We start from the raw sequence: 24,308 nt of genomic DNA on the forward strand, positions 1-24,308 counted from the left end.
TTTCGTGTTTTTCGATTAAAACGAATGGGAAGGTAGGTATAGCTGAATAGCTCCGTTGAGAGTAAAGCCAATAAATAAATAAAAACAACTATAAAAGCTAACGTTATGGCACTAGCCAATATCCCTAATAGAAAAGAGCCTGTTAAGAACTCGTCATACAATATGACAAAACCTAAGTAAATGACACCTGATATTAGTCCTAAAAAAAACAAACTGCCAAACGTGACATCACCTCGTATTCTATCCTGACGGCCTGTTAGCTCCATGTAAGTTGAATTAAACTGTACAACAGTGCGCTGAGGATAAAGTGGTACGTCATAATTGTGTGTTTTATCTAACCATTTAAAATCCTTAATTTCTTGAACTCGTCCGCCTAAACCCACGCCGAAATTACCACCGAATTTTTGATTGATTTCTTTATAACTAAGTTTTGTAAAGGGGTTTCTACCATTAATATCTATCATTTAATTATCCTGTAGATCGATATCGTCACCTACCACAGCACGATCAAATTGCTCTAATGTATGCTCAAGTGACCAACCAGCGCTCTTGACTCCCCAAATACCTAGATTGAGCCAATTCTCCATTCCTGACTTTTTCCAATAGCCGATGAATAGAGTGACACCAATAAAACCAATAAGTAAGACTACGCCAATACCTGTTGCTGTTGCTCCTAAACTTAATGTTAGAAGTACCGTTGAGCCGGCTCCAGTAGCTGCTGAACTATAGTAAGCCCACATCATCGTTTCGTTATCATTTTCTTCAGCATCAAGAGCTGATTTTATATCAAAGCCTGCAAATATTGCCGCACCTCCGAGACTTAGTATTCTCGCCCCTCTCGATAGCGACTTTGCCGTACTCTCAGCACTATCAATTTGCCTATTTAAGTTGGTTACTCCTGCTCCACGTTGAAGTTTCAACTCACTTATCATGAGCTGACTGGCATTACCACGAAGCTCCAAACTACCAGCTAGCAGTATCATCAATCCTGCGACTGCTTTACTGCCTTCTACCAGTCTATCTTGTTGAGTTTTTGCTTGAAAAAATGCACCTACTAAAAAGACACAAGCCACTGTTTGTAGCATAGCCCCAAAATAATGGGTTCGGACAGCTTGGTCTATTCGTCGATTGGTAATATCTTCAAAACGTTTGTAATTTTTGTAACTTTGGTCGTACAACTCAGGCGCAGTGTAGACTGATTGGCCTATAGTTTGTCTCAATGTATTTTTGTCAGGATATGCTTTATTGCTACTCTCGTAGACGTTCATTCCTGCTCTGAGTTGATTTTTATCTATATAGTAGATAAAACTTTGGCTAATAGTTTTATTGAGTCTAGCAGCCTCTCCTGAAGTTTTAAGTGCTTGATCGATACTTTCACGTATTCTAGTAGGCAGATTACCACTACCTGCGATGTGCATAACGCCATTTATTAACGCTTTTCTAGCATCAGCGTAGCTGCCTTCCCCTCTAACTACGATTAAGGCTTTTTCGTGGTGATATCCAAATAAATACTCCTTAGTAGATATCATTAGTCCAGACAAAGCCTGACCTGTACGATAGTCTTTCATAAAAGGAACTGCAAGCTGCTCTGCTAGGCTAACAGTTGCGCCTACTTGTCCGGCGACAGCATCGTACCTACCAAATATCGCAGCCGAACCAGTATATAACAACCCTGACCATGAGTTGGTCATAATCTCTGTCGTACTAAACCCTGCCGTAAGAGATGGCATTCCATCAATATAATTGACGACTTGATCTTGGTTAAAGGTCAAGGCACGTGCTAAATAATTGTCTTCGTCACTGGCTTTTTTTTCTGTTAAGTATAAATCATATAGGTTGGCTAACATCGGTATAGTAGCAGTCGAGCCTAAAAACTGCTGAACAGTAAGTGTATAATAGACACAACTTGCCTCATCATCTTTATCAAAACAGTGAGTCATCATTGTTTTTAATTCTTCGCCTTTGAATACATCTTTATAAGCAGTAGCTAACATCTCTAACAAGGTATTAAGCTCATTTTGACGCTGTTCGGACCTTGCTTCAAAATCAGACAGCCATCCGTTCATTTCACTTTCACGAATTAACTCGCTATAGCTTGACCATGCTGATTGTCGTTGCTGCTCCAAAAACCTTGAGGCACCTTCTCGTTGTCTTTGCGCTTCTGCTTGCTGCTCTGCTTCACTCGGACCATCTCCTTCCCATCTTGGTATCGGCCGTAAATAATTGTTATGCTCATTAACTTTGTCTATATGGCGTTGTGCATGAGCTTTTGCTCTTTCATCAACACTACTTTTCAAAGTGTTGATGAGAGTCGCTACTGTATGACGATAAACTTCATCTTCAGTAGGTCGAGAAGCAAGCTTTGCTTGTATCATAAATTCGTTTAAATCAACCATTTCACCAATTGGATCATTAATGATCACCATAACTGCAGGGTAATTTGAATCTGTAGTTAAAGTCTCTGTCGCTTTAATTAACGGCTCTAGATAATGCTTTTTTTCTGGATAGTACGGTTTCTCAGTTAACGGATTTAACTTTCCATAATACTCTAGAGGTAATGTCTGATTTGTAACTGCGTTAATCATACTAATATGCGTAGTATTATATTGCTTTGGCGTTATTTTAGTCATTACCTGATTGCGCACGCTTGTATCGGTAGACACTTTTTCAGCGAGTTTTTTACTAAGAACAGTGGGACTATATCCTATCCATATTTCTGCTATTTTATCAGCATCTTCTATTTGGATAACACTAGCATAACCCTGATGAGAGTTTTTTTTAAAACAAGATTTTTCCATAAAATCTTTAGGACTTTGTGCTTTTCCTGCAACCGCTTCACCCACATAACTTATGTAACCTTCATAAGACACATTATAATAATGTAGTATCTGGTTATGATTATCAAAGACATATAGATAACCTGGCTGTAAGCTACGATTGACTTTAGTGGTTACCTTATCATTATGCTTAACTAAGCGATGGCTTTTTCTCACAGGCATGATAACCAAGCCTTTAGTGAAGCAATCTTGACAAAGCCTATCTTTTGGCATAGGTACATCTACAACTACTTCTATCTCTAAAGGCTTTGTAGGTATTTCATAATCCAGTTGTAATTCTACTATTGGCTTCTTATTCGGGCTATAGTTATTTGTCATGATTCATTTCCTAGTATCTTACTTCTTAGGTAGTTGTGATAAATAACTATCTCTTCAGGTGTTTGATTATATATCGAATGATTTATCTGCCCATCTTTCTGTTTAAGTACTAATAATAAATAATGGCAGTGTAAATACATCAGATATTTTTTTTCAGTCAGATTTGGATACAAATTTCGATATTCTTTTAGGTTATAAATCCAACTCAGCAACGTTTCATAATGATTAAGTATTAGAGTACTTCCATCGATGCCTTTTTTGGAGAAAAAGCGATTAAGCATACTGATATTGTCTAGCTGGTTTTGAGTGATTGGGCAGTAGTTTGACTGATGTTGGATATAACTTTTAGAGTCAGCGATATAATGATGGATATTATCTACACTGTACCAGTCACTATCTAATGCCAACCACAGCCGCTTGGGATAGCCATAGCGATTGGCGATATAATGGTACTGTTGTAAAGGTACGAGGTGAATCAGCACTTGCGCATCTAAGTAGCGAAAATGCTTTTTTTGACTGCCTTTCTGGATGATTTGGTTCAATCCTAGTACACGAGTAATTTGCTTAGCATCTGGTTTGGAGGCTTCTATATCAGTTGTATTAACTATTGGTTGCTGCCATTCAAGATCATCTGGCAAATACTCTTTTGCACTAATTCTTGTTTTATGTACTCTTATATTAGGGGCAGTATAATCCAGTAATGTGAGTATGCCATGATGACGAGATAGCAGCTCACACTGCTGCAAATGCATCTCCAATATATTACTGATGTCTGAGCTTAGCGTGACCATGACTGGACTATCGATCATGTGGTAGCTAAGCAACTCTTGCTGTAATGAATGCATAGCGTCGGGGAAAGCAGAATTAATCTCGCCGATCAGCTCTGTCTGGCTATGATGAATAATCATGACATCAAAGGTACTGAGCACCCTAGCGTCAAGCGTTTGCGTCTGTAAGCTTACGCTCAATGGTTTTTCTGGTTGGATAGTCATTATGCTGTCATGCTTTTATATCTGTGTGTAAGATTTGAGTGAAAGTCATTTTTATTATAAGTCGGTACTAGCAGCATGATTGTCCTCAGCCTGCTCTGACAACTTTTCACAAGCTTCAAACTGCATCTGCTTCATCATTAGGTTTTTAGCATCACCACCCCCACTACCCCGATCCACCTTACTCGCTTTATAGCCTACTTGAGCAGGCGTGATAAACGTCACATTGCCACCCGATATCTCAATACCACTGCCTGCCGCTTTTAGCGTTAGCGTATCAGGCGCGATAATCTCAATACTGTCTCGGCTATGGATGCGCAGTACTTGCTCACTGTCGAGTCGCATCTCACTTTGATGCGCTTGTATCGTCACATCACCATGAGCAGCAGTATGGGTTTGGGCTTTATTACTGTAGTAATGGATATCCCCTGCCGCCAGCTGATTCATCTGTGTTTGACTATGATGATGCGTGCTATCGGTGGCGTGGCTGTGCGCGCTTTCAGTACTGGTATGTTGGCTATGCTGTCCGCTTAGCATGGCGAGATGGCGCTGAGAGTCGATCAGCAGATTGGCTTGTTGCCATTGTCCCGACTCGTTAAGCGCGCTGTCATTGGTATCTTCGCTAAATTGACCAAATGGCGTTTGTTGTTCTCCTTTGCTATTGCTTTGACTGCTGCCATCTATGCCGACAGGTTGATGGGTTTCTGCTAGGCTTTGATAGGCTATTTGATGCTGGTCAGCGGTTTGTAGTTTGCTATGACTGTCATGGCTCATGTGAGGGTTTGATGAGGGGTCTGACTGGCTGCTACTGATATGAATACCGATGCTACCTTGGATATTGGCAGCGGCCTCAGTCTCTAAGCTGATACCTTGTCCACGTGCTTGACCACGAGTATGGTCGGTATGCTGATACAGATGACCAATGGTTAGGCTGGACTGGTAGCTGCTGCTATAGACGTTGATTTGTGGACTCTCAGGATGGGCGTCAAACATGAGCTGGTTGTAGCCATTCGTGATGCTGTCTTTGGTGGCATCGCCTGTGCGACTGCTGTCGATACTTTGGGTTTTGATGCCGTCTATGGGGTAAGCATGGCTTTGGTTGATGAACCAAGCTGGACTGGTGGCATCGATGCTGCCTGAGTCACTGACGATGCTATTATGCTGAGCGTCAGAGTTGCCTTGTCCGTTATGGGTGCTACCGATGATGATGGGATGGGTTAAGTCACCACCGATGAAGTCGATGAGGACATGCTGTCCATGACGCAACGGATGGGTCTGTCCCATGTGGTCGGCGACGAGGTGACTGGCGATGGGTATCCAGTGGGCATCATCATGACTATTGTCGCTTCCATTACTGTCATCAGCTTGCCAGTGATATCTAATATGGGCACGGTGGTTACGGTCATGGGTGATGGCGCTGCTGTCTGTGTCTATGATGCTGGCACTCATGAGACCTGTGAGACTCGGGTGCGGTTGCCCAAGCTCGCTCAGTTGCTGACCAAAGGGAATATGGTGATGATGTGGAAACGGTAGGTAGCAGGCGTTGATGTGATGGACGTTGTCGTCATTATTGTCATTGTCGTCATTATTGTCATGACTGGCATGATTGGCATTTGGCTGCAAGGTAATAGGACCAAAGGCAACTGCACCCAACCAGTCTGCGGGAATATGATTGTTAATGTGCTGATGTATGGAGACGAGACTGAGTGGATCGGTCAAATAAGGGTTGCCATCGATATAGTGGGCACTTGGCAGATTCAGGTGACGGATGTTGCCGGTTAGGCTACCAAGATTGGCAAGCTGCTGTGCGTTCTGTTGGTAGCGGGTGGCAAGCGCGGTGAGTCCGTCGTCATTTAGGTGACTATGACTGTGCAAAAAGCGACTGTGACCATTGGGACTGTCCGAGTCAATAGGTTGCTCACTGGTGCTACTGCCAGTATACGTGCCAATTAAGCGGTTGTCGTAACGATATAGGTCGCTCTGCTGAGTATGTTGGGCAACTTGCGGACGTATGGCGGTGATACGGTCTTGTCTGTCAGCGAGGTTGGCTGAGTTTTGACTCAAGATGCTTTGAATGTCATTGGCATCAGGACGTAGTATTTCACCATCGTGAGGAAGTAATACTAGCGTGTGGCTGTCTGCCTCATGGCGGTAATAACCTGTCACTCCATAAAGAGTGAGATACTGCGTTAAGTAAGCCAAATCGGTTTGGTTATATTGCACGCTATGCTGAATATGATAGTTACTGTCATCACTGAGACGCTCATCAATCTCAACATCCATATTGTATGGGCTCAGAATATCAGTGATCAGCTCGCTTAGACTAAGATGATGATGGCGACGGTTGTGACTAGATAGGCGTAATTGATTCAAAGCGGGTTCGCAGATGATACGATAGGCCGCCATACCACTGTTGCTACCCAGAGCAACGACTTCGGTGATGATGCCATGACGGATTTGACTGATCAGCAGCGCATCGCCAGTATTCCAGTGAATCGTTAAACTTTGCCCTATCCAGTCTTTGGTAGCCAGTCCTGCTTGCGGATGCAGTAGCGTAATGCTGATACGGTAGCCGCAGTAGAGTGCCAGCTGGCGCTGCTGATAGGACTGCGCGCGTTGGTCGTGATGATAAGGGCTTGGGAAAGCATCGGGCGTTGGCATCAGCGCGGGCTTACTCCACACGCTATCAGGCAGTGGCAGGCCAAGCAAACCCTCAACCAAGTCCGCTTGCTGTACCAGACTAGTAGCAATATCAGGATGGGCACTACTGACTTGCAGGTGCCGCTTCGTTTGAGTCCATACCATGACAAGCCCTTCTCTATCAGTCCAAAGGTGTAAACATACATTAAAAATGGCACACAGATTGCCAGTTAAGCCGCAGCCAAATTGGCTATTTAGTTATAACTGTCTTCTTAGCTATAACTGTCATCAGATGAGTCACGTTTTGGCTGAATCCCAATCATGTCAGAGAGCATCGATAATTGGTCTTCATTTTTGATGATATGTGTGAGCCATTGATCTAGCGGCATATCAGCCCAATTAATCGCCCGACCGAGTAAAAATGTCACTGGACTGTGCGGCTCATTGGTCGCAAAGTAATCTTGGATTTGACCCAATAATTTAAGCGCTTGCCGGCGATTGCTTTGATGATCGCGGTTGTTCGGATTAAAGCTGGTTGATGCGCTTGTTTTTGCGCCAATTGCTTGTCCATCATTTAGCACTGCATTCTCAGTAGAAAAACCTTCTTCCATATCGTCAATACCTTCTTGACTATTACTGTCTACTATATCAGCTTGCTCTGGTATCAATGAGTGCAGGTGTTGCTTCAGACCAGCTAACAGCTCTGTCACTGGCGCGAAGACAGGCGCATCGATACCCATGAGATCATTAAGTTGGTCAGACAATGCTTGCCACTGCTCGGTAACGGTACTCAGAGTCGTCATCAATGCGCGTTGCCATGATTCGCTACTGCTTTTGATGGCTTGGTTATAATCACTAAGCGTCAATTGGCTGGACGATTCGCTATCAGGATTTTGCTGACGCTGCTTGTCATGGTCACGAGCGGTTAGATAATAGTTATAATTATATTTTTCTGTCTTTGTATCAGAGAGCGATAGCTGTTTTAGGTCATCAGTGAGCGCTTTTACAAACCATGATAGTAGCCCTGCCCTAATATCCATGCTGTCTTCTTCACCATCCAATGGCGGATACATGGTGAGCCAGTACTCGTCATTGAATGCTTGCAATACGCTTAGCCCATGACTAATACCTGCCAGATGATCTGTATGACTCAAGGCATCAACGTACCATAGTGCCAACTTCATATCTTTACTGGTATGACTTAGCAACTCTGCACACTGGTTTTTGACAAAATCCCAATCAGCGACTTTTAATTCAGTGACCCAGTTGCCTTGTGCCAGCAGTGGGTCGTCCTCTTGACGAGCAGCAACGATGGCATCGATACGTAAATCAAAAGTCAGGTCTTCGCCGACACCATGATGACTGCCATCAATAGGAGTGATAAGGGCATCCATATTGGTGGCTAAAGAGTTATCAATGCTCATTATAGTAATTCCTCTTTAACAGGTTTTTTGCGTGCTGTTTTTTTAACTGTTGGCTTTTTAGCAGCAGGCTTTTTGGCTGAAACTGGTTTGCTTACCGACTTTTTAACCTTATCCTCAGTCTCATCTTCACTGTATTGCGCCATTTGATTCAGTGGCACAACCGCATCGGTATCCAGACGATACGCAAAATTATCTTCATCATCGACGAATACAGTAATTTTCTTTAGCACACTCTGACTGTCATCGTGAGCCAGTAGCTGACCTGCCAGCTGCGGTAGCAAGGTATGACTGATAATGGCATCGGCATTACGTGCACCAGAGTCGACCTCATGACAACGCGATAAAATGAGCTCAATGACTTCATCGTCAATGACACAAGGCACATCATAATTGTCATGGATGCGGCCAGTGATTTTATCCAATTTCAGGCGAATGATTTCTGCGAGCGCGTCATCCGTCAATGGATAATAAGGGATGACCGTTAGACGACCCAAAAATGCAGGCTTAAATGATTTATATAAATGCGGATTAATCACCTGTTTTAGGCTATCACTGTTTGGTAAGCTAAAATCAGTGACGGTTGGATCAGTATTGATGCACGCTTGCATAATCTGCGATGAACCAACATTACTGGTCAATAAGATCAGGGTATTTTTGAAATCAATTAAACGGCCTTCGCTGTCTTCCATTACCCCTTTATCAAAGACTTGATAAAACAGATCCAATACGTCTGGATGGGCTTTTTCTACTTCATCAAGCAAGAGCACACTATAGGGACGACGGCGGATAGCCTCCGTTAACACACCACCTTCACCATAGCCAACATAACCTGGTGGCGAGCCTTTTAAGGAGGCAACGCTATGGGCTTCTTGATACTCTGATAGATTGATGGTAATAAGATTACGCTCACCACCATACAATACCTCTGATAACGCCAATGCAGTTTCTGTCTTGCCCACACCACTTGGCCCGACGAGCATGAACACCCCTTGCGGGCGATTTGGGTCGTCTAGCCTAGCTTTTGCTGTATGAATCCGCTTGACAATAGCAGCCACAGAATGGTCTTGGCCAATCACGCGCGTTTGTAAGGTGTCAGCCAAATTCAAGATATGGTCTTTCTCATTTCCCGCCATATCGTTGAGTGGAATTCCTGTCCAATCCGAGATAATCTGCTTAATAACTTGTCTGTCTAATACAGGATGAATGAGGCGATGTGTCTCTTGTACTTGTTTTAGTGACTGCTCAATGCTTTGGTATTCAGACTGTTTGTCTAAGCGCTCTGTTGCACTGAGCGTATCAGCACCATCTGCCTTACCATTCAACTGCTGATTGAGCGCATCAAGCTGATCATTAAGCTCGCGCTGTTCGTGCCAGCGACTGGTCATGTCAGCGATGCTTTGCTGATTGGTTTGACGCTGTTCATCAAGCACGGCAATTTTTTGGCTGACTTTTTCTTTTTCGTCCACACCGCCGATACGCTCAAGCTGTTGACTGAGATTATTGATATGCTGCTCTAATTGCACACCTTTGGCTTGTAATCTATCCAGCTGATTGGGCATGGCTGTCTTCGATAAGCTCACCCGTGCAGCTGCCGTATCTAATACGCTAACGGCCTTGTCAGGCAGTTGTCTATCGCTGATATAGCGTGCTGATAGTTCAACGGCTGCTTGCAGTGCATCATCATCTATCAAAATCCCAAAATGCGACTGCATCTTGGCACTCAAACCACGAATCATCGCCACTGCCGTATCGATATCAGGCTCATCAACTTTGACTACTTGGAAGCGACGTGATAATGCTGTGTCTTTTTCAAAGTATTTCTTATACTCTGACCACGTCGTCGCCGCAATGGTTCTTAGCTCACCACGAGCCAGCGCAGGTTTCAGTAAATTCGCCGCATCATTTTGACCTGCTTGCCCGCCAGCACCAATCAAGGTATGCGCTTCATCGATGAACAAGATAATCGGCTGTACCGAGGCTTGTACTTCTTCGATGACTTGCTTGAGACGGTTTTCGAACTCACCTTTGACACTCGCCCCAGCTTGTAATAGCCCCATATCGAGACTACGTATCGTCACGTCTTTGAGCTGATCAGGTACTTGACCAGCAACTATCTTTTGCGCCAAGCCCTCCACCACAGCAGTTTTACCCACACCTGCCTCACCTGTCAAAATTGGATTGTTTTGACGACGACGAATCAAAATATCAATCAGCTGATGAATTTCAAACTCACGGCCTATCACTGGATCTATTTGCTCTGCACTGGCTTTAGCAGTCAAATCATAAGTATATTTATCCAACGCAGGGGTTGGCTTAGCTTCAGTTTGCTTAGCGTCTAAAGATTCTTGATTATTAGTATCATTGTCTGCACCATCATCAGCACCCTTGTTGACGCCTTTATTATTGACGCCTTTATTACTGCTTGATCCACTACCCTCAGTACTACCAAGACATTGGCGTTCATAATCATCTTTTAGGGTAAAACGATCAATATACTGCAGCTGCTCAGGGAGGGTTTTGAGTAATGACTGATAACGCTCATACGCCAATAGCACGAGCAATATATGCCCAGATCGGATTTCTAGTGGATTGTTATTATCATCGCTTTGGCTATGTTGGCTACTGGCTAGCTCCCACGCATCTTCTAACAACGCCATCAACCCTTGACTAAACACAGGGGTCGAGCCTGTTGCCTGACTAAAATTACCGAGCAAGTCTGTGATGTCTACTAGCAATGCCTGTTGATTGATCTTATTGAATTTCAGTATTTGAGCCACGTCATTGTGCGGCGTCGCAATCAACTCATGCAATAGATGGACAGTATCGACTTCACGATGCCCATTATTGATACAAAGCCTAGCTGCCTGCTGCAAACACTGTCGGCAGCTCGGACTCAAGCGGGTAATTACAGCTTTTAACTGGCTCATAAACCTTTTCCTTTGGCATTCTGATTAGACTTAACATTATTTTTATAAAACTGACGTATAAAACTTAGCGCGACTTCTTATAATCACTAGTGAACAGACCGTTTTTAGCCCATTTACCGTTTAGGGTTCAGACTGACGACATGCCCTAGCTATTGAATAGGCAACGCATAGCGAGTGTCATCATGATGCTGGGTCGCGGGCTGCGATACCAAAAACCCGCCTTGCCCCAAGCCACCAAAACCACTTTCAGACAATGACAAAGGGGTGATGTACTGCTTGTCCAACTCGAGTTGCATTTCAACGGCAAGACAGACACCGCACCATTTACGGATAAAATCAATGATGACTTGATACATATCACCGGCTGGCAACAGTCTCAAATAACGCTTGGCATCTAACTGGTGAAATACAATTCTAATTTTGCTATCAAACTGTACGACGCGCGCACCGCAAAATGCAGATAGTCCAAGTGCGGCATGCTGCCCACCAAGCGCGGTCTGCTCACTGGCTGGTAGATCAAACCACTCTGGTACGAACTGCTCGACACTGACCGTGCTGTCCAAAAAGTGCGATAGTACATGTGATAACTGGTCGGCGGTCAGGCGTCCGGGGGCAATCATGCCAGCATAGGCAATCAAGCTGTCGATGGCGGTTAACTTCTTAGGCTGACGTGCCAGTGCCCGCAAGCTCAACAGGTAGCTGTCTTTTTTATTCTTTAACTCATACTGTAATGGCAAGTTATAAAACCAACTCGCTTCGACATACAAATCAGTTAAACGATGGTTAAATAAATCTAAAAATGCCGGTGCCGCTTTGTCTTTTGCATGATTGACTCTCGATGCTAAATGATCGGTATACATCGCGGGCAAAGCCGATAATGGGCCCGTAAGTCCGATAACTGCTGGGCAAACCTCTATCTGTCTGGCCATTAACGAACTGGCCTTTATTTGACCATCCTCTACTAAATTGTCACTGCCTTCCATATTGTCTTGGGCAATGAGCGCCATTGACTCAATTTCAGCTTGCGGATATGCCAATGACAACGAGGCACGGTAACGCACTTCGATAGGCGCATGCCCCATACTGACTTCATGCTGAACCAAGCGCAGCGCTTGCAATAGCTCATAAGATTGCGGCGCCGCCAGTAAATCCGTTAGATAAGAGGACTGAGACCGCTGCGTGGCTGACATCTGTATATCTCCTCTTTCGTAACGGCATCACTAATGGCAACCTCAACGAAGCTATTCAAGCTAGCGTGATAGCCAAAGACATGAGCCAATAAATGGGCAAACTGGCGGATACTCACTCCAGCAAAATTCTTTTGGTTAATCTGAATATCAATGACCGTACCACGCACAAACCCAGGTTGCGGTAATCGCTGAATACGCCTAGCCGCAATACTGGTTTCGACAGAGACGATGCCTTCAACCAGCAACTTATTAGATGCTGATTGGGTAATATCATAAAGCGACAGATACTCTTTCATCAGCTCCGCATCTTGGGCCGCTAGTGACAAGAAATTTAGGCTAATCAGCGATATCAATCGCCAGCGCTCTTCACCTGTGTATTCAAACCGTGCCGTTCTGGTTGGCTGCTTTAATAGTGACAAACTGCTAAATCCTGTCATACCTTCACTAAACAGATCGCCACGGCTTTGACCAAATATCACTTGAGCGGGCAAGTCTCTATTGGTACATAACAAAGAAGCACTCATGCTCACCGCACCTGACAAGTCTTCACGGTTTTTTTCTACAAACATAATCTGGTATTCAAAACCTTGCTTAAACTCAGCCATGTCTTTATCACGTTTAATATGATAATAACGGCCTTCATCTTGCTGCTCATAGTGATTGAGCGCATAAAACGGATGGTATTCACGTTGTATCAGACGATTGTCGCTTTGCTTAGACTCTATAACCTTATTGACCTCATAGATTTCATGCTGAAAAAGCGCGCGAGTATCGGGCACCAAATCATAATAGACAGAACGATGGGTCACTTGGATAGGCTTGGCAGCAGCTTTGAATAGGTTGACAACAGGCGTGCAAAACAACTTGATACTGCTAGCGCTTAGCTGCTGCAGGTTTTTTAGGCGAATGGTGTTTTTTTTATCAAACTTAAAATAACAGCGAATCTCAAAGCCATTACTATCGATTTTTAAATTTGGACAAGCACGGCCAAGATTCAGGCGTAAAAAGTTGAATTTTTCAGGGAAATAAAAATACTCTTTTAATAAAGCAGAGGCGGCATTACTCACACGGTGACTGGGGAGCACTTGCTGTTCAGGGTCAAAGCCTATAATCTCAAACGGACTACCCGTTATCTTGTTGACCTGCCTACCATGAAGGTGCGTTTGCTTGACATCACACCATAATAAATCCCAGAGACTGGTGCCCTGACTGGCATCTTCGTCTATATACAGATCTAACGAATGACTTAATAACGCCTGATAGTCAAAGCTTGGGTTCAGCGCTTTAAATTTAATACTGATACAACCATTTAGCAGACCATGCTGATTGTCATAGATTTCTTGGCGAGTCTCAAAGCTGACGCTATCTATCTCTATCGGTAACAACGTCACGTCTTGGGTTGACTGAAACTGGCAAGGCGTCCCATTTATCTTTTGGGTGGCAAATGTGCTCTGTTTCGGTGCCAAGACCGCTTCACTCATCGCATTGCCCTGCACGCCTAGATTGAACTGCGCGATAGAGACGGATGGAAAGGGTTTGAGATAATCAGGATAAACAACTTCTAATAACGATTCTGTAAAGTCAGAATACGAGTCATCTAGTTTTTTATTGATACGCGCGCTAATGAGAGAAAAAGCCTGTATCAACCGTTCAATATGTGGATCATCTACGGTATCGTGCCCCATCAACAACCGATTGGCTATTTTTGGGTACTTTTTGGCAAACTCTTTTGACTGTTTATTAAACAGGCTAAGCTCATGCTCAAAATAAGGAAGTAGACTGTCCATGATGCCTCAATACGGTTATCGCTGCCAACTCTGTCGGTTGAGCATTGATATGGGTTATTTTATTAAGTAACGTTGAGAGCTTGGCTCAAAGAACGCATCGAAGCTAACAAGCTCTTGTGCTGGATACACTTTCAGTAACGCTTCAATCGAAAAACACAGTTGATTGACATCAACCGCACCAATATCTAGCGATACGCGAACGTTTTTTAGTCGGGTGTCTTGCTGCTCAACGGTTATTGCGATTTGTCGACAGATATAATCGCAGTCAGCAGGGTTGGCACTGCTCAATCCCACAAAATCCAATATGCCAAAATTCAATATTGATGAGCGCACGTGCTGATAGTCTTGCAGCTTGCTAGACACCACGCAGCGCGTATTCAATAAAGCCTCAATATCTCGCGCGACAGAAGACTTTAATTCATCAATATTAAGGCGACGCACCACGAGCTCATGCGCCAAATGACGAGGCTGATCATCAAATAACTGTTCGAACAAATTTGGGCGAAACCCAAGTTCTTTGTTAGAGGCGTTAGTAGCGTAGTTCATCGATACGATCATTCCTATTTAGAAAAGTAAAAAAGAAAGGCCTAGATATAAACCTTTCTTTTTCGGTACGATAAGATAGATAACACCTGATACAGCCTGACTTAGGCAGTATAAGTAGCAGTGTTATTGGCTAGTGACCACTTCTTAGTCACAGCGCCTTTAGCAGTACCATCGATATCTTGCTGGGTGTAAGTCCACTCAACAGCAGCATACTTGATACCGACTTTTTCGATTGGTACGCCTTCTGAACGTACGGTTGGCTCAACACTTGCGATAAGCGCATGCTTAAGCTTAACTTCAAGATATTTAACGCGCTTGTCACCGTTGGCACGATAAAAATCAATTTGAATTTCATCGAAAGTATAACCAGCAGAACACGCTTCCCATAGCTTAGGACTCGTAGAATCCAAGTCTTTCATAAACGTCATGTCAGCATGCTCACAACGCTCAGAGGTGTGGCCACCAACGCTACTTGCTGTCGCTGATTTTGGCTGACGGATCAAATGATCCCAAGTGTTTACTTCAAGCCAACCTTTATGCTCGCTATCACGAGACTCGCCATCAATTTTATATTTACCACGGAACTGAATATAAATATCTTTCATGTCACATACCTTATTTTGAAAAATTAAATTTAACGTTAGTTTTTAATAAACGATTAGCTGTTGCTAGACTGCGGCAGTTGAGTAACCAGACGCAAAGAAACAGACAATTCGTCAAGTTGAAAGTGTGGTCTCAAAAAGACCACTGACTTGTAGACACCAGGCTTACCCGGTACTTCTACAACTTGTACAGAAGCTTCGCGCAGTGGGTACTGGGCTTTTGCTTCCTGTGAGGCTCCGTCATCTAACAAGACATAACGTGAAATCCAGTCGTTCAAAAACGTCTCAACATTACCAGGTGCTAAGAAACTACCAACCTTATCGCGCATCATCGCTTTTAGATAATGGGCAATACGTGACACAGCCATAATGTATTGAATCTGCGTCGATAGCGCAGCATTGGCATTGGCATCATCGTTTTGATAAGTTTTGGCTTTTTGTACTGATTGCGCCCCAAAAAAAGCTGCGTAATTGGTATTTTTGCAATGGACTAATGGAATGAAACCTAAATCGCTGAGCTCTTTCTCGCGGCGATCTGTAATAGATATCTCAGTTGGACACTTGAGTGCTAAATCCCCTTCATCTGTCTTAAAGGTATGGACAGGTAAACCCTCAACCAGACCACCGCCCTCAACACCGCGAATAGCAGCACACCAACGGTAATCAGAAAAGGCAGCCGTCAAGCGTGAGGCAAATGCATAAGCTGCGTTCACCCATAGATAATCACTATGATCGCTACCTGAAACGTCTTCGGTAAAGTTAAACCCTTCGACCACCGTGCCATCTTTAGGATCATAAGGCAGGCGCCCTAAGAATCTAGGCGCAGTCAGTGCGACGTAACGAGCATCCTCTGACTGTCTAAACGCGCGCCAGCGTATATATTCAGCAGTTTCAAATATCTTCGACAGATCACGAGGACGACCGATATCGGTGAACGAATCCAGACCAAACATCTCAGCAGATGCGGCTGATACGAAAGGCGCATGAGCCGCAGCAGCAACATGAGACAGTTGCTCGAGTAGGTACATGTCTGAATTTTGACGAGTAAACTCAAAATCACCAACGATGGCAGCATAAGGTTCGCCACCGAAGCTACCAAACTCTTCTTCGTAGATTTTTTTGAACAATGTGCTTTGGTCAAAATCGATTGAAGACTGAAAGTCTTTGGTTAGCTCACGCTTGGTGGTATTCATCATGCGGATTTTCAGCATGGATTCTGATGGCGTTTGACTACATAGATAGTGCAAACCACGCCAGCTAGACTCTAGCTTTTGAAACTCAGGCGCATGCATGACGGTCGTCAATTGCTTAGATATCAGCGCATCAATTTGTGCAATACGAGCATCAATCGAGGCAGCCAAGTTATCTGATAACGTCACAGTACCTTGCATGACTTCGTTGGCAAGCTCGGCGATTTGTGACTTCGCACGATTCTTTTCATCATCGGATTTGGCAACGTTACTTTTATTGACGATTTCTTCAAGCAAGTCGTAGCTTTCACTATTTACGGAATCCGTTGCTATATTCTGCTGGGCTTGGGCACTCATCGTTTAATCCTCACCGTCAATTTGGTTTTGTTCAGCCATTTTTTTGACTTGCTCAGTATTTTTGAGCACATCATCCAATAGATCTTCGAGTTTTTCGTTGGCTGATATCTTATTACGTAGGTCTGCTAAGCGATCTCGTGCTTGTACCAATTGCTTTAACGGTTCAATCTGGTCAGCGACAGCTTCAGGGCGAAAGTCATCGATACTATTGAATGCTAAGTCAACGGCAAACTCACCGCCTTTATCACTCAAGTCATTACCGACACGGAAAGTCGCACGAGGTGCTAGACCTGACATCACCTCATCAAAGGTATCCAAGTCCACTTCGACGAACTTTTTGTCTTTAAAGCGAGGTTGCTCAAGTTTAGAATCTCCTGAGAACTCTCCTAGCACACCGACCACGAAAGGAATTTCTTTCGTTTCGATCGCATCACCAACTTCGACGTCATAGGTAAGATGTACACGAGGAGCACGTACTTTTGCGAGTTTCTTTTGCACACTGTCTTGCTTTGCCATAATTAATTACCTCAGCAGTTTCTGGTTTCAACGCAATATATCAAATGGATCAGTAGATACAGGAGTATTGCTTCTAGTAGGGGTAGGCTTTTGAATAACTGGTTTAACGTAAGTTCTTTTTGGTTTCACTACTGTTTTTTTCTTAACAGGAGCAGCTGCTTTCTTTGTGCTGCTTGTTTTTTTAGGGACGCTACGTCTTACAACTTTCGGTGGTTTTGGCAAAGACTCATCGTAATTAAACCCGTAAACATCACCAGCTATCTTACTCAAGGCGTGCTGATACTCTTTTTTAAATGCCGCATCGACATTATTTAAGTAACCAGACTGCAATTGTTTTTGAGCAATGATGGCACTGCTATTCAACAAAATATTTTTGAGCTCAGCCGTGCTCTTACCTTGATCAATTGCTTCACTAGCAGCATAGACCGCATAGTCATGATAGCCATTGTTATAGTAAATCTGCGCCAAGACTTCCCATGCCAAAGAGTCATTGGGATTAACAGCCAGCCTTTGGTTTAAATTTGCAATTAATTGATGCAGCTGCGGTGATTTGGCATCTGCATTTTTAAGCGTGGCGAATTGATTGACAATACTAGAGCCTGGATCTTTTTCTTGAATCACAAGCTCACTGTGTGCAGCACTCATCGCTGAACCCATGATAAACAAACCCGCCAAGAGTGCTTTCGGTAGCTTAAAGCTGACGTTAATACTGCGTTGGATACTGGTCATCGTAAGTCGGTGCTCGTCGTTATTAGTATTAAGTGCGTAAGTACTAGATGGATACTTTTTTACTTTGAGTGTCTTTACTCTAAAGCTTTTAATCAAACCAGAGGCTTTAATTAGAAGCTCTAATTAGAGGTTTGTATCAAGGTTGTGATATTGGTTAGCTTATTTTTAACCATGGCTTTGTCACTACTATCCATTAATGAATCATTGTGATAAGCACTGATATTATTCTCTGTTAATTTGATAGATGAGAGCATGGCTATTTGACGCGCCTCAACTGCTTGCTTATCAAACTTAAGGGCTTCGTTAGCCGCTCTTAATGCCCGCGCATAATTTTTTGAGTCATAGTTGCTTTTAGCAACAGTCATCCATGCTTCAAAATCACTTGGATTGGCATCTGCTAAATACACAAGTGATGGCTGACTCAATGCCTTGACAGTGGCACTTTTTTCTTCTTTAGCAGTCGTGTTACAACCAGTTATTACCATCGAAGCGCTCAGTACTATAGATAGCAAACCCATCGTTTTTAGGTTGGTACGATAAATATGATTCATAGGTGCGGTATCATCACTTAAGTATAAAAGGAAGTATATTGACGTAAAAATCTAACTAAAGTCTATCAAGTAGAAGAATTAGGTGAGATTGATTATACATACACTTGACAATATTTCAATAAACTCTATACTTTTATTGACAAATAATTCAGCAACAATCCAATTCGGGCCATTTCCTTGGTATAAAGCCAGTAGTAACGGTACCCCTCTCATGCCTTCTAATACCAGTCGCCTACATACAATTACCGTTCATGCCGACAGCTTCACAACCAATGCTTTCTATCCTATTGCATTTTTTGGGGCTAGCGGTGTCAATAAAACCGATATCATTGACATACTAGTGTTCAGTTACGATTATTTGGACTCGGACGCTTGTTTATCGTTGGTCGGTACGCCTATCTGCTTGACCACGCTATCCTCTAATCGCACGCCTACTTGCCGTACTGGCCTCATACGAGGTATCAGTTATCAGCAGTCTGATGGTGCGATGCATTTTTATGCGTTAGAGGTCGTGAGCCCTGATTGGCAATTGACGCAGTCGATACATACTCGCAGTTTTATCAATCAATCCACCCTCGATATCCTGACCGCTATCCTCGGTGACTATGATATAAAGTGGCAAATTTCTGAGTCTCTTTTGTCATCAGACAGTTCCTACTCAGAGCGCTTATCTCTACCCTTACCTATACGCACGCAGTCGGATGTCAGTGACTATGAGTTTGTCATGGGTTTGCTCGCTGATATTGGTGTCTCTACTTTGTGGGTATCAGGGGATTCGGTAGATGATTTGGGGACGTGGTGGTTGGTCAGTGGTTTCGATGAAAATGAGCGACTGCCTCTAACCTATAGCTATGCCCAGTCCTCCGTACAGTCCGGTCAAGACAGCGTGAATGCATTACAGATGATTACTCAGCAGCTAGGTAGTCATAGTGTCATGGTACGAGCAGATGGCCTCGCCGCTGATACCATCTATGAAGGTCAAGCCGTCGATGAATCACCGCTTGCGATAGAGGATACAACCGTATTAATCGGTGCACCTTCTCGAGTGCACAGCGATGATACGGCGACTGCTATTGCTGAACAGTGGATTGAGGCCAATCGCTGTCAGCGTGAGACGTATCAAGCGACTGGCGCCATGCGTGGCCTTGGTGTCGGTAGTCCAGTGAGCATCAACAACCTACCCTCCATTGGCAGCTTATCGGCGCATTGTACCGCAGTGACATTGATCGGTATTGAACCTGACAACGATAGCGTGTCTTATCACCATCAGACCTTTATCAAACAGTGGTTACAGCAGACTGTACAGCATGTGCAATATCGCACCACAAACGCGACCCTATCATCAATGCCCGATCATGGCTTTGATATCGCCCGTGATACTGGTGTTTGGGTATCAGCTACGCTACTTGATGCCAGTATCCCCTATCGTCCTTATCCAAGCAGCTTGTCTTTTGCCAGTAGTACTTATCACGGCCTGACGCAAGCGCGTACGGGAGATACGAGTAGCTCGCCTTCTCCTAGTTATGCCTCTAGTATCACTGACGACAATCTACAACAAACCATTACCACGCCTGTCTGGTCAGGTATCAGTCCTCATGATGATGGCACGACGCCACCGCTACGCTCCTTGCAACTGTCATCAGGGGCGACACATGGCTGGCAGTTCGCTCCGCGCATCGGCCAGTCTGTACTCCTTAATCACTGGTATGGCGATATTGACAGTCCGGTGATTAGCCGTGCGCTCTTTGATGGTATCGGTATGGGTGATGTGGACGAGAAAGACATCACCACTCAGGATGCAGGTTTATCTAATCGACATAACCTCAAAGGCGGTGCTTCTCCCAGATGGCATGGCGGTGGCTTGGGTCACTCGCAAATTAGTGACGATGATACTCACAGCGGCTGGATCTCTGGTATTGCGCAATACGGACTGACGGCTGACTCTGAAGTGTCGATGAGCTTTGATGATACGCCTAACAAGGTCGGTCTACAGTGGACGGTAAATACTGGCACGCGCGCCAATGCTGAGACGCCAACCATTACTTCTAACGCCACCTTTGCTCCTGATGAGCATATCGTCGCATTGGGCACGCTACGTCATCGCTTTAGCAATCATCAATCAAATGATAGTGGTCAAGGCATCAATGTCGCCACCGATCATGGGCTACAGATCAGTGGTGATACGGGGGTTCTACTTTCTACCTTTGATATCAGACACACGCAAACCGAGCATGAGTCGGCGTGGGTCAATGATGCCGGACAGCAGCAGCTTAAGTTAGGCGCGGAGCTGAGTGAGACGTTAGCGGAGGCCAAGCACGCACATCTGCAATCGACCGAAGCACTCAGTCATGCCCGAGCGTCGATAGAAGCGTTTAAGAGTACGGCACAAATCATTGATGAGACGCTGAATACCGAAGTGCTTGGCGCGGCGGATGTATTGCTAGTAAGCAAAGACAGTATCCTCGCATCAAGCAGCAATACACTGTGGACGGCGAAAACAATCGTACGGCAATCAGGTAGTACGCAATCAGATATGATCGCAGGCAATTATGCGCTGGCAGCAAATACGATTGACTCACTCTCAGGCGTCGGTGGTCAAGCGGCTCAGTCAGGATTACATATCAGTGCCAATACCAAACCTGTGGCGATACAGGCACAGGGCGGTGAGTTGCAGCTGCACAGTCAGCAAAGTATGACAATCGGTAGTGAGTCGGGACAGGTCAACCTCTCAAGTCCTAAGCGAATTAAGCTACAAACGTCAGGCGGTGCGTCGATTACCATCGATGACAGCGGTATTAAGCTGGTGTGTCCGGGGACGGTTAAGATTAAAGCGGTGAAGAAAGAGATGGTGGCGGGGGCAAAAGCCAATTACTCGCTGCCGATGATGCCTGAGACCATTCCACTGTTTAGTAATAAACTCGATGTTTATGATTTGTTTTATCAGCACAATTTTGAAGATATCGAGTTTCAGATGCTACGACCTGATGGGCAACTGATAGAAGGTGTATTAGATGAGCATGGACGTACCGCTCCTGTAATTAGTGATAAAGAAGAAGAGGTTGAAATACTAGTGGGCTTTAAAGATACGGATTGGGGTCTTGAATTTGAACCAGACGAAGATGAAGAGACAGAGATGTCTGATGAAGATGATGGCAATGAGTTAAACGATTCTTTAGGCCAAGACTCTTATCAGGAGAGCAATGATGAGTAAAACTAAAAGTATTGTATTTCACCTCAAGTTTGTTGATCTTCTTAATAACCCTTTTCCTAATTTGTATCATGAAATTAGAGAACTGGGGCAGCTGATTAGTGCTAACACCTCCAACGCTCAAGGACTTGGCACACCGATCAGTCGACCACCTGGCACGATATTAGTCGTTCATATACGTCACCCTTTAACTAAAAAAATGATCGTAATTAAAGAATTAATCAAAGTACCAGATAAAAAAGGTACATATACAATAAAAGCGCCTTTTTATATTCAAGTAGCGAAGCTTAAAGCACTTCATCAAATCCAAAACTCTTACAAAAGAAGCACCCATAAAGTTGAGTCAAATAAAGATGAGTACGAAGTCAAGAAAGATCAAGATCTGTATACGATTGCTAAAATGTATAACACCACGTGGCAAATACTAGCACAGCTTAACAAAGCGACTATTAAAGACCCTAATAAGATAGTTCCAGGTCAAGTTATCAAAGTGCCACCCAAAGGCAGTAGCTTAACAGGTAAAACGAATGATAGACCTGACTCGTTAACCTCGCAGACTCACTATGAAGTTAAAAAAGGTGATACCTTATCTAGTATCTCACAAAGAAGCGGCGTGTCAGTAGAGCAGCTTCAACGTATGAACGGGATAACGAACCCAACAACATTGCAAGCGGACCAAACGATCAAGCTACGTAGCGATGGTTCAGCACAGACTCACATAACACCAAAACCTTCACTTACCCCCACTCCTAGACCTACACCAAAGCCTTCATCAGAACCGTCCTCTTCTGATGAGGAGGAAGGATTTTTTGATGACCTGCTTGAAAGTATAGGAGATGGTCTAGGCGCATTAGGTAATAAGGCAAAAGAAGAGCTTGAGGACTTAAATGAAGCTATGAGTGGCGGGAAGAATGATAAGCCTGCTGGAGGAGCACCTATGTCTGATAGTGATGCGAAATCTAAATCAAATACTCCCGTAAAAATTCCTGTTGAACAGGAGTACAGCTCAAAAGACGGTACACCAAAAATAGTAAGTGGTGCTGTGTGTAAAGACAATCCTGCCTGTATATTTAAAGGCAAAACCACGAATGAAGCAGAGAAAAAATTAGTCTTAGAGGTAAATATTAGACTTGCAGGCTTTGGTGGTGCTTTGCCTAGTAGTGATTTTACAGACCTTACAGAAAACTGCATCAAACAGTTTCAGCGTGATTATATGAAGGCACCTGAGACAGGTAAAATTTGCGGCTCACTCATTAAAGCTATCGATGAATTCAACTATAAATATCCAATCGGACCTTATTATGAACAAATGAAATGTCCTTGCGGTCAGTGTTCTGGTTTTGGTAATAGTAAGATGGGAGTTCCTAGTGGTAGAAATATTGCTAACGAATATCCTGGTATTCATAGAAGTACTGTATGGATGCTAAAAGCAACAATGTTTTATTTAGACTCTGTCTATCCCGAATTAAAGTTTACATTAGAATCAATAGACTCTGGTTATAGATGCATTGTTCGAAATGTGCAGAAGAATAGAACAACAGTGAACCATATGGGATTGGCATTTGATTTGCACTTCAATAAGAACGGTGTGAGAACTAAGTCCACTACCAATATGGAAAAAATTCGCGAAATTATTTTTATTCGTCACATGAATGCTACTTTAACAAGAGCAAATAACAAAATTTGGCTCGAGCCTTCCAAGTGGAATGATGGAAGTAATGCGGCTACTACTTGGGTACATTATGACGTAAGTAAATATGAAAAAGAGTATCTGAAAAATTCATTTTTTGCTAAGACTGTTTCAGGAATGATTGGGGGTGATTTAAGCAGTCATGCTAACAATAAAATGCTTGCTTGCGGTGGTGATTTCAATATAAAAACTAAAAAAGATGGGACACTAGAAGACTTGATCGTACAACTGGGAACTGTTATTTCTCATGGAGAAGGCTCCTATGAAGCGTGGAATTCAGGAGCTCCAGAAGGACATAAAGTAAAATTTGGCAGTATGAAAGGTTCGCCTGGTGAAATTACACATAAAACTATAAATCAGCTTTTACAGTTATCAAAAGATTATACGTGGAAAGATCAAAGACGTCGATTTGCAACTGGCAAATATCAAACTATACCTAACACACTCGAGGCAGGTCGAAAAGCACTAGGTCTATCTGGTAATGAACTTTACGATGCTACAATGCAAGAAAGAATTTTTAGAGAATACTTAGTTATTAAACAACCACTTTTAAAAAAATTTATTAAGAAAGGTACAGGTAGTATTGATGATGCACAACAAGGAGCAGCTCAAGAGTGGGCATCCATTGGACTCCCTAAGAACGGAACTAATATGAATGATGAAAGACCTGTCCTTATACAGAAAGGTGGCGGTATGTACACAGGTTTTTATGAATCGAGAACGAATCATGCAAATGCAGAATCTACGAAGAAAGTTAGAGAAATATTGACTAAAATTTACTACTATCACCATCCATAATAGAAGAAT

At 43.6% G+C, this 24,308-nt stretch carries 15 protein-coding genes and 1 pseudogene; 2 read left to right on the plus strand and 14 right to left on the minus strand.

The window, feature by feature from the left end; translation table 11 throughout:
• The 14 genes and pseudogenes from JMW61_RS13875 to JMW61_RS13940 form a co-directional block, all read right to left on the minus strand.
• Nucleotides 1-464: pseudogene (locus tag JMW61_RS13875) on the minus strand (hypothetical protein); the annotation flags it as partial.
• A complete protein-coding gene (locus JMW61_RS13880) occupies nt 465-3,155 on the minus strand; it encodes a T6SS effector BTH_I2691 family protein (RefSeq protein WP_201551990.1) in 2,691 nt (896 codons plus the stop codon).
• Complete coding sequence (locus JMW61_RS13885) at nt 3,152-4,147, minus strand: hypothetical protein (RefSeq protein WP_201551991.1); 996 nt, start codon at nt 4,145-4,147, stop codon at nt 3,152-3,154. The genes JMW61_RS13880 and JMW61_RS13885 overlap by 4 nt, the downstream gene beginning before the upstream one ends.
• Nucleotides 4,148-4,201: 54 nt before the next feature.
• On the minus strand, nt 4,202-6,949 hold the full coding sequence (locus JMW61_RS13890) for a contractile injection system protein, VgrG/Pvc8 family (protein ID WP_201551992.1): 2,748 nt from the start codon (nt 6,947-6,949) through the stop codon (nt 4,202-4,204).
• Between the two features lie 107 nt (nt 6,950-7,056).
• Nucleotides 7,057-8,208 (minus strand): type VI secretion system protein TssA, encoded by a 1,152-nt coding sequence (gene tssA / locus JMW61_RS13895; RefSeq protein ID WP_201551993.1) that lies wholly within the window; start codon nt 8,206-8,208, stop codon nt 7,057-7,059.
• Nucleotides 8,208-11,135, minus strand: coding sequence for a type VI secretion system ATPase TssH (gene tssH, locus JMW61_RS13900; RefSeq protein ID WP_201551994.1), 2,928 nt, complete (start codon nt 11,133-11,135; stop codon nt 8,208-8,210). Before tssH ends, tssA begins: the two co-directional genes overlap by 1 nt.
• 149 nt (nt 11,136-11,284) lie before the next feature.
• Entirely contained in the window at nt 11,285-12,325 is a 1,041-nt protein-coding gene (gene tssG / locus JMW61_RS13905; protein ID WP_201551995.1) for a type VI secretion system baseplate subunit TssG, read from the minus strand.
• Nucleotides 12,289-14,112 (minus strand): type VI secretion system baseplate subunit TssF, encoded by a 1,824-nt coding sequence (gene tssF / locus JMW61_RS13910; protein WP_201551996.1) that lies wholly within the window; start codon nt 14,110-14,112, stop codon nt 12,289-12,291. The genes tssG and tssF overlap by 37 nt, the downstream gene beginning before the upstream one ends.
• A gap of 54 nt (nt 14,113-14,166) precedes the next feature.
• Nucleotides 14,167-14,658 carry a type VI secretion system baseplate subunit TssE gene (gene tssE, locus JMW61_RS13915; protein WP_201551997.1) on the minus strand — a complete coding sequence of 164 codons (492 nt, stop codon included), beginning with the start codon at nt 14,656-14,658 and terminating at the stop codon, nt 14,167-14,169.
• Between the two features lie 101 nt (nt 14,659-14,759).
• The gene (locus JMW61_RS13920) at nt 14,760-15,263 is read right to left on the minus strand and encodes an Hcp family type VI secretion system effector (RefSeq protein WP_025651832.1); all 504 of its coding nucleotides are present in this window, start codon (nt 15,261-15,263) and stop codon (nt 14,760-14,762) included.
• A gap of 53 nt (nt 15,264-15,316) precedes the next feature.
• Entirely contained in the window at nt 15,317-16,807 is a 1,491-nt protein-coding gene (gene tssC, locus JMW61_RS13925) for a type VI secretion system contractile sheath large subunit (protein ID WP_110922488.1), read from the minus strand.
• 3 nt (nt 16,808-16,810) lie between these two features.
• Nucleotides 16,811-17,323: a type VI secretion system contractile sheath small subunit gene (gene tssB, locus JMW61_RS13930; protein WP_201551998.1), complete on the minus strand. Its 513-nt coding sequence runs from the start codon at nt 17,321-17,323 to the stop codon at nt 16,811-16,813.
• 27 nt (nt 17,324-17,350) lie between these two features.
• A complete protein-coding gene (locus JMW61_RS13935) occupies nt 17,351-18,052 on the minus strand; it encodes a tetratricopeptide repeat protein (RefSeq protein ID WP_201551999.1) in 702 nt (233 codons plus the stop codon).
• 119 nt (nt 18,053-18,171) lie between these two features.
• Complete coding sequence (locus tag JMW61_RS13940; protein ID WP_201552000.1) at nt 18,172-18,603, minus strand: tetratricopeptide repeat protein; 432 nt, start codon at nt 18,601-18,603, stop codon at nt 18,172-18,174.
• A gap of 211 nt (nt 18,604-18,814) precedes the next feature.
• Between JMW61_RS13940 and JMW61_RS13945 the strand changes: the two genes are divergently transcribed.
• The gene (locus JMW61_RS13945; RefSeq protein WP_201552001.1) at nt 18,815-21,814 is read left to right on the plus strand and encodes a DUF2345 domain-containing protein; all 3,000 of its coding nucleotides are present in this window, start codon (nt 18,815-18,817) and stop codon (nt 21,812-21,814) included.
• Nucleotides 21,807-24,299 (plus strand): LysM peptidoglycan-binding domain-containing protein, encoded by a 2,493-nt coding sequence (locus JMW61_RS13950; RefSeq protein WP_201552002.1) that lies wholly within the window; start codon nt 21,807-21,809, stop codon nt 24,297-24,299. The genes JMW61_RS13945 and JMW61_RS13950 overlap by 8 nt, the downstream gene beginning before the upstream one ends.
• Nucleotides 24,300-24,308 lie beyond the last annotated feature (9 nt).

It is taken from the genome of Psychrobacter fjordensis (assembly GCF_904845995.1).
Classification (GTDB): domain Bacteria; phylum Pseudomonadota; class Gammaproteobacteria; order Pseudomonadales; family Moraxellaceae; genus Psychrobacter; species Psychrobacter fjordensis.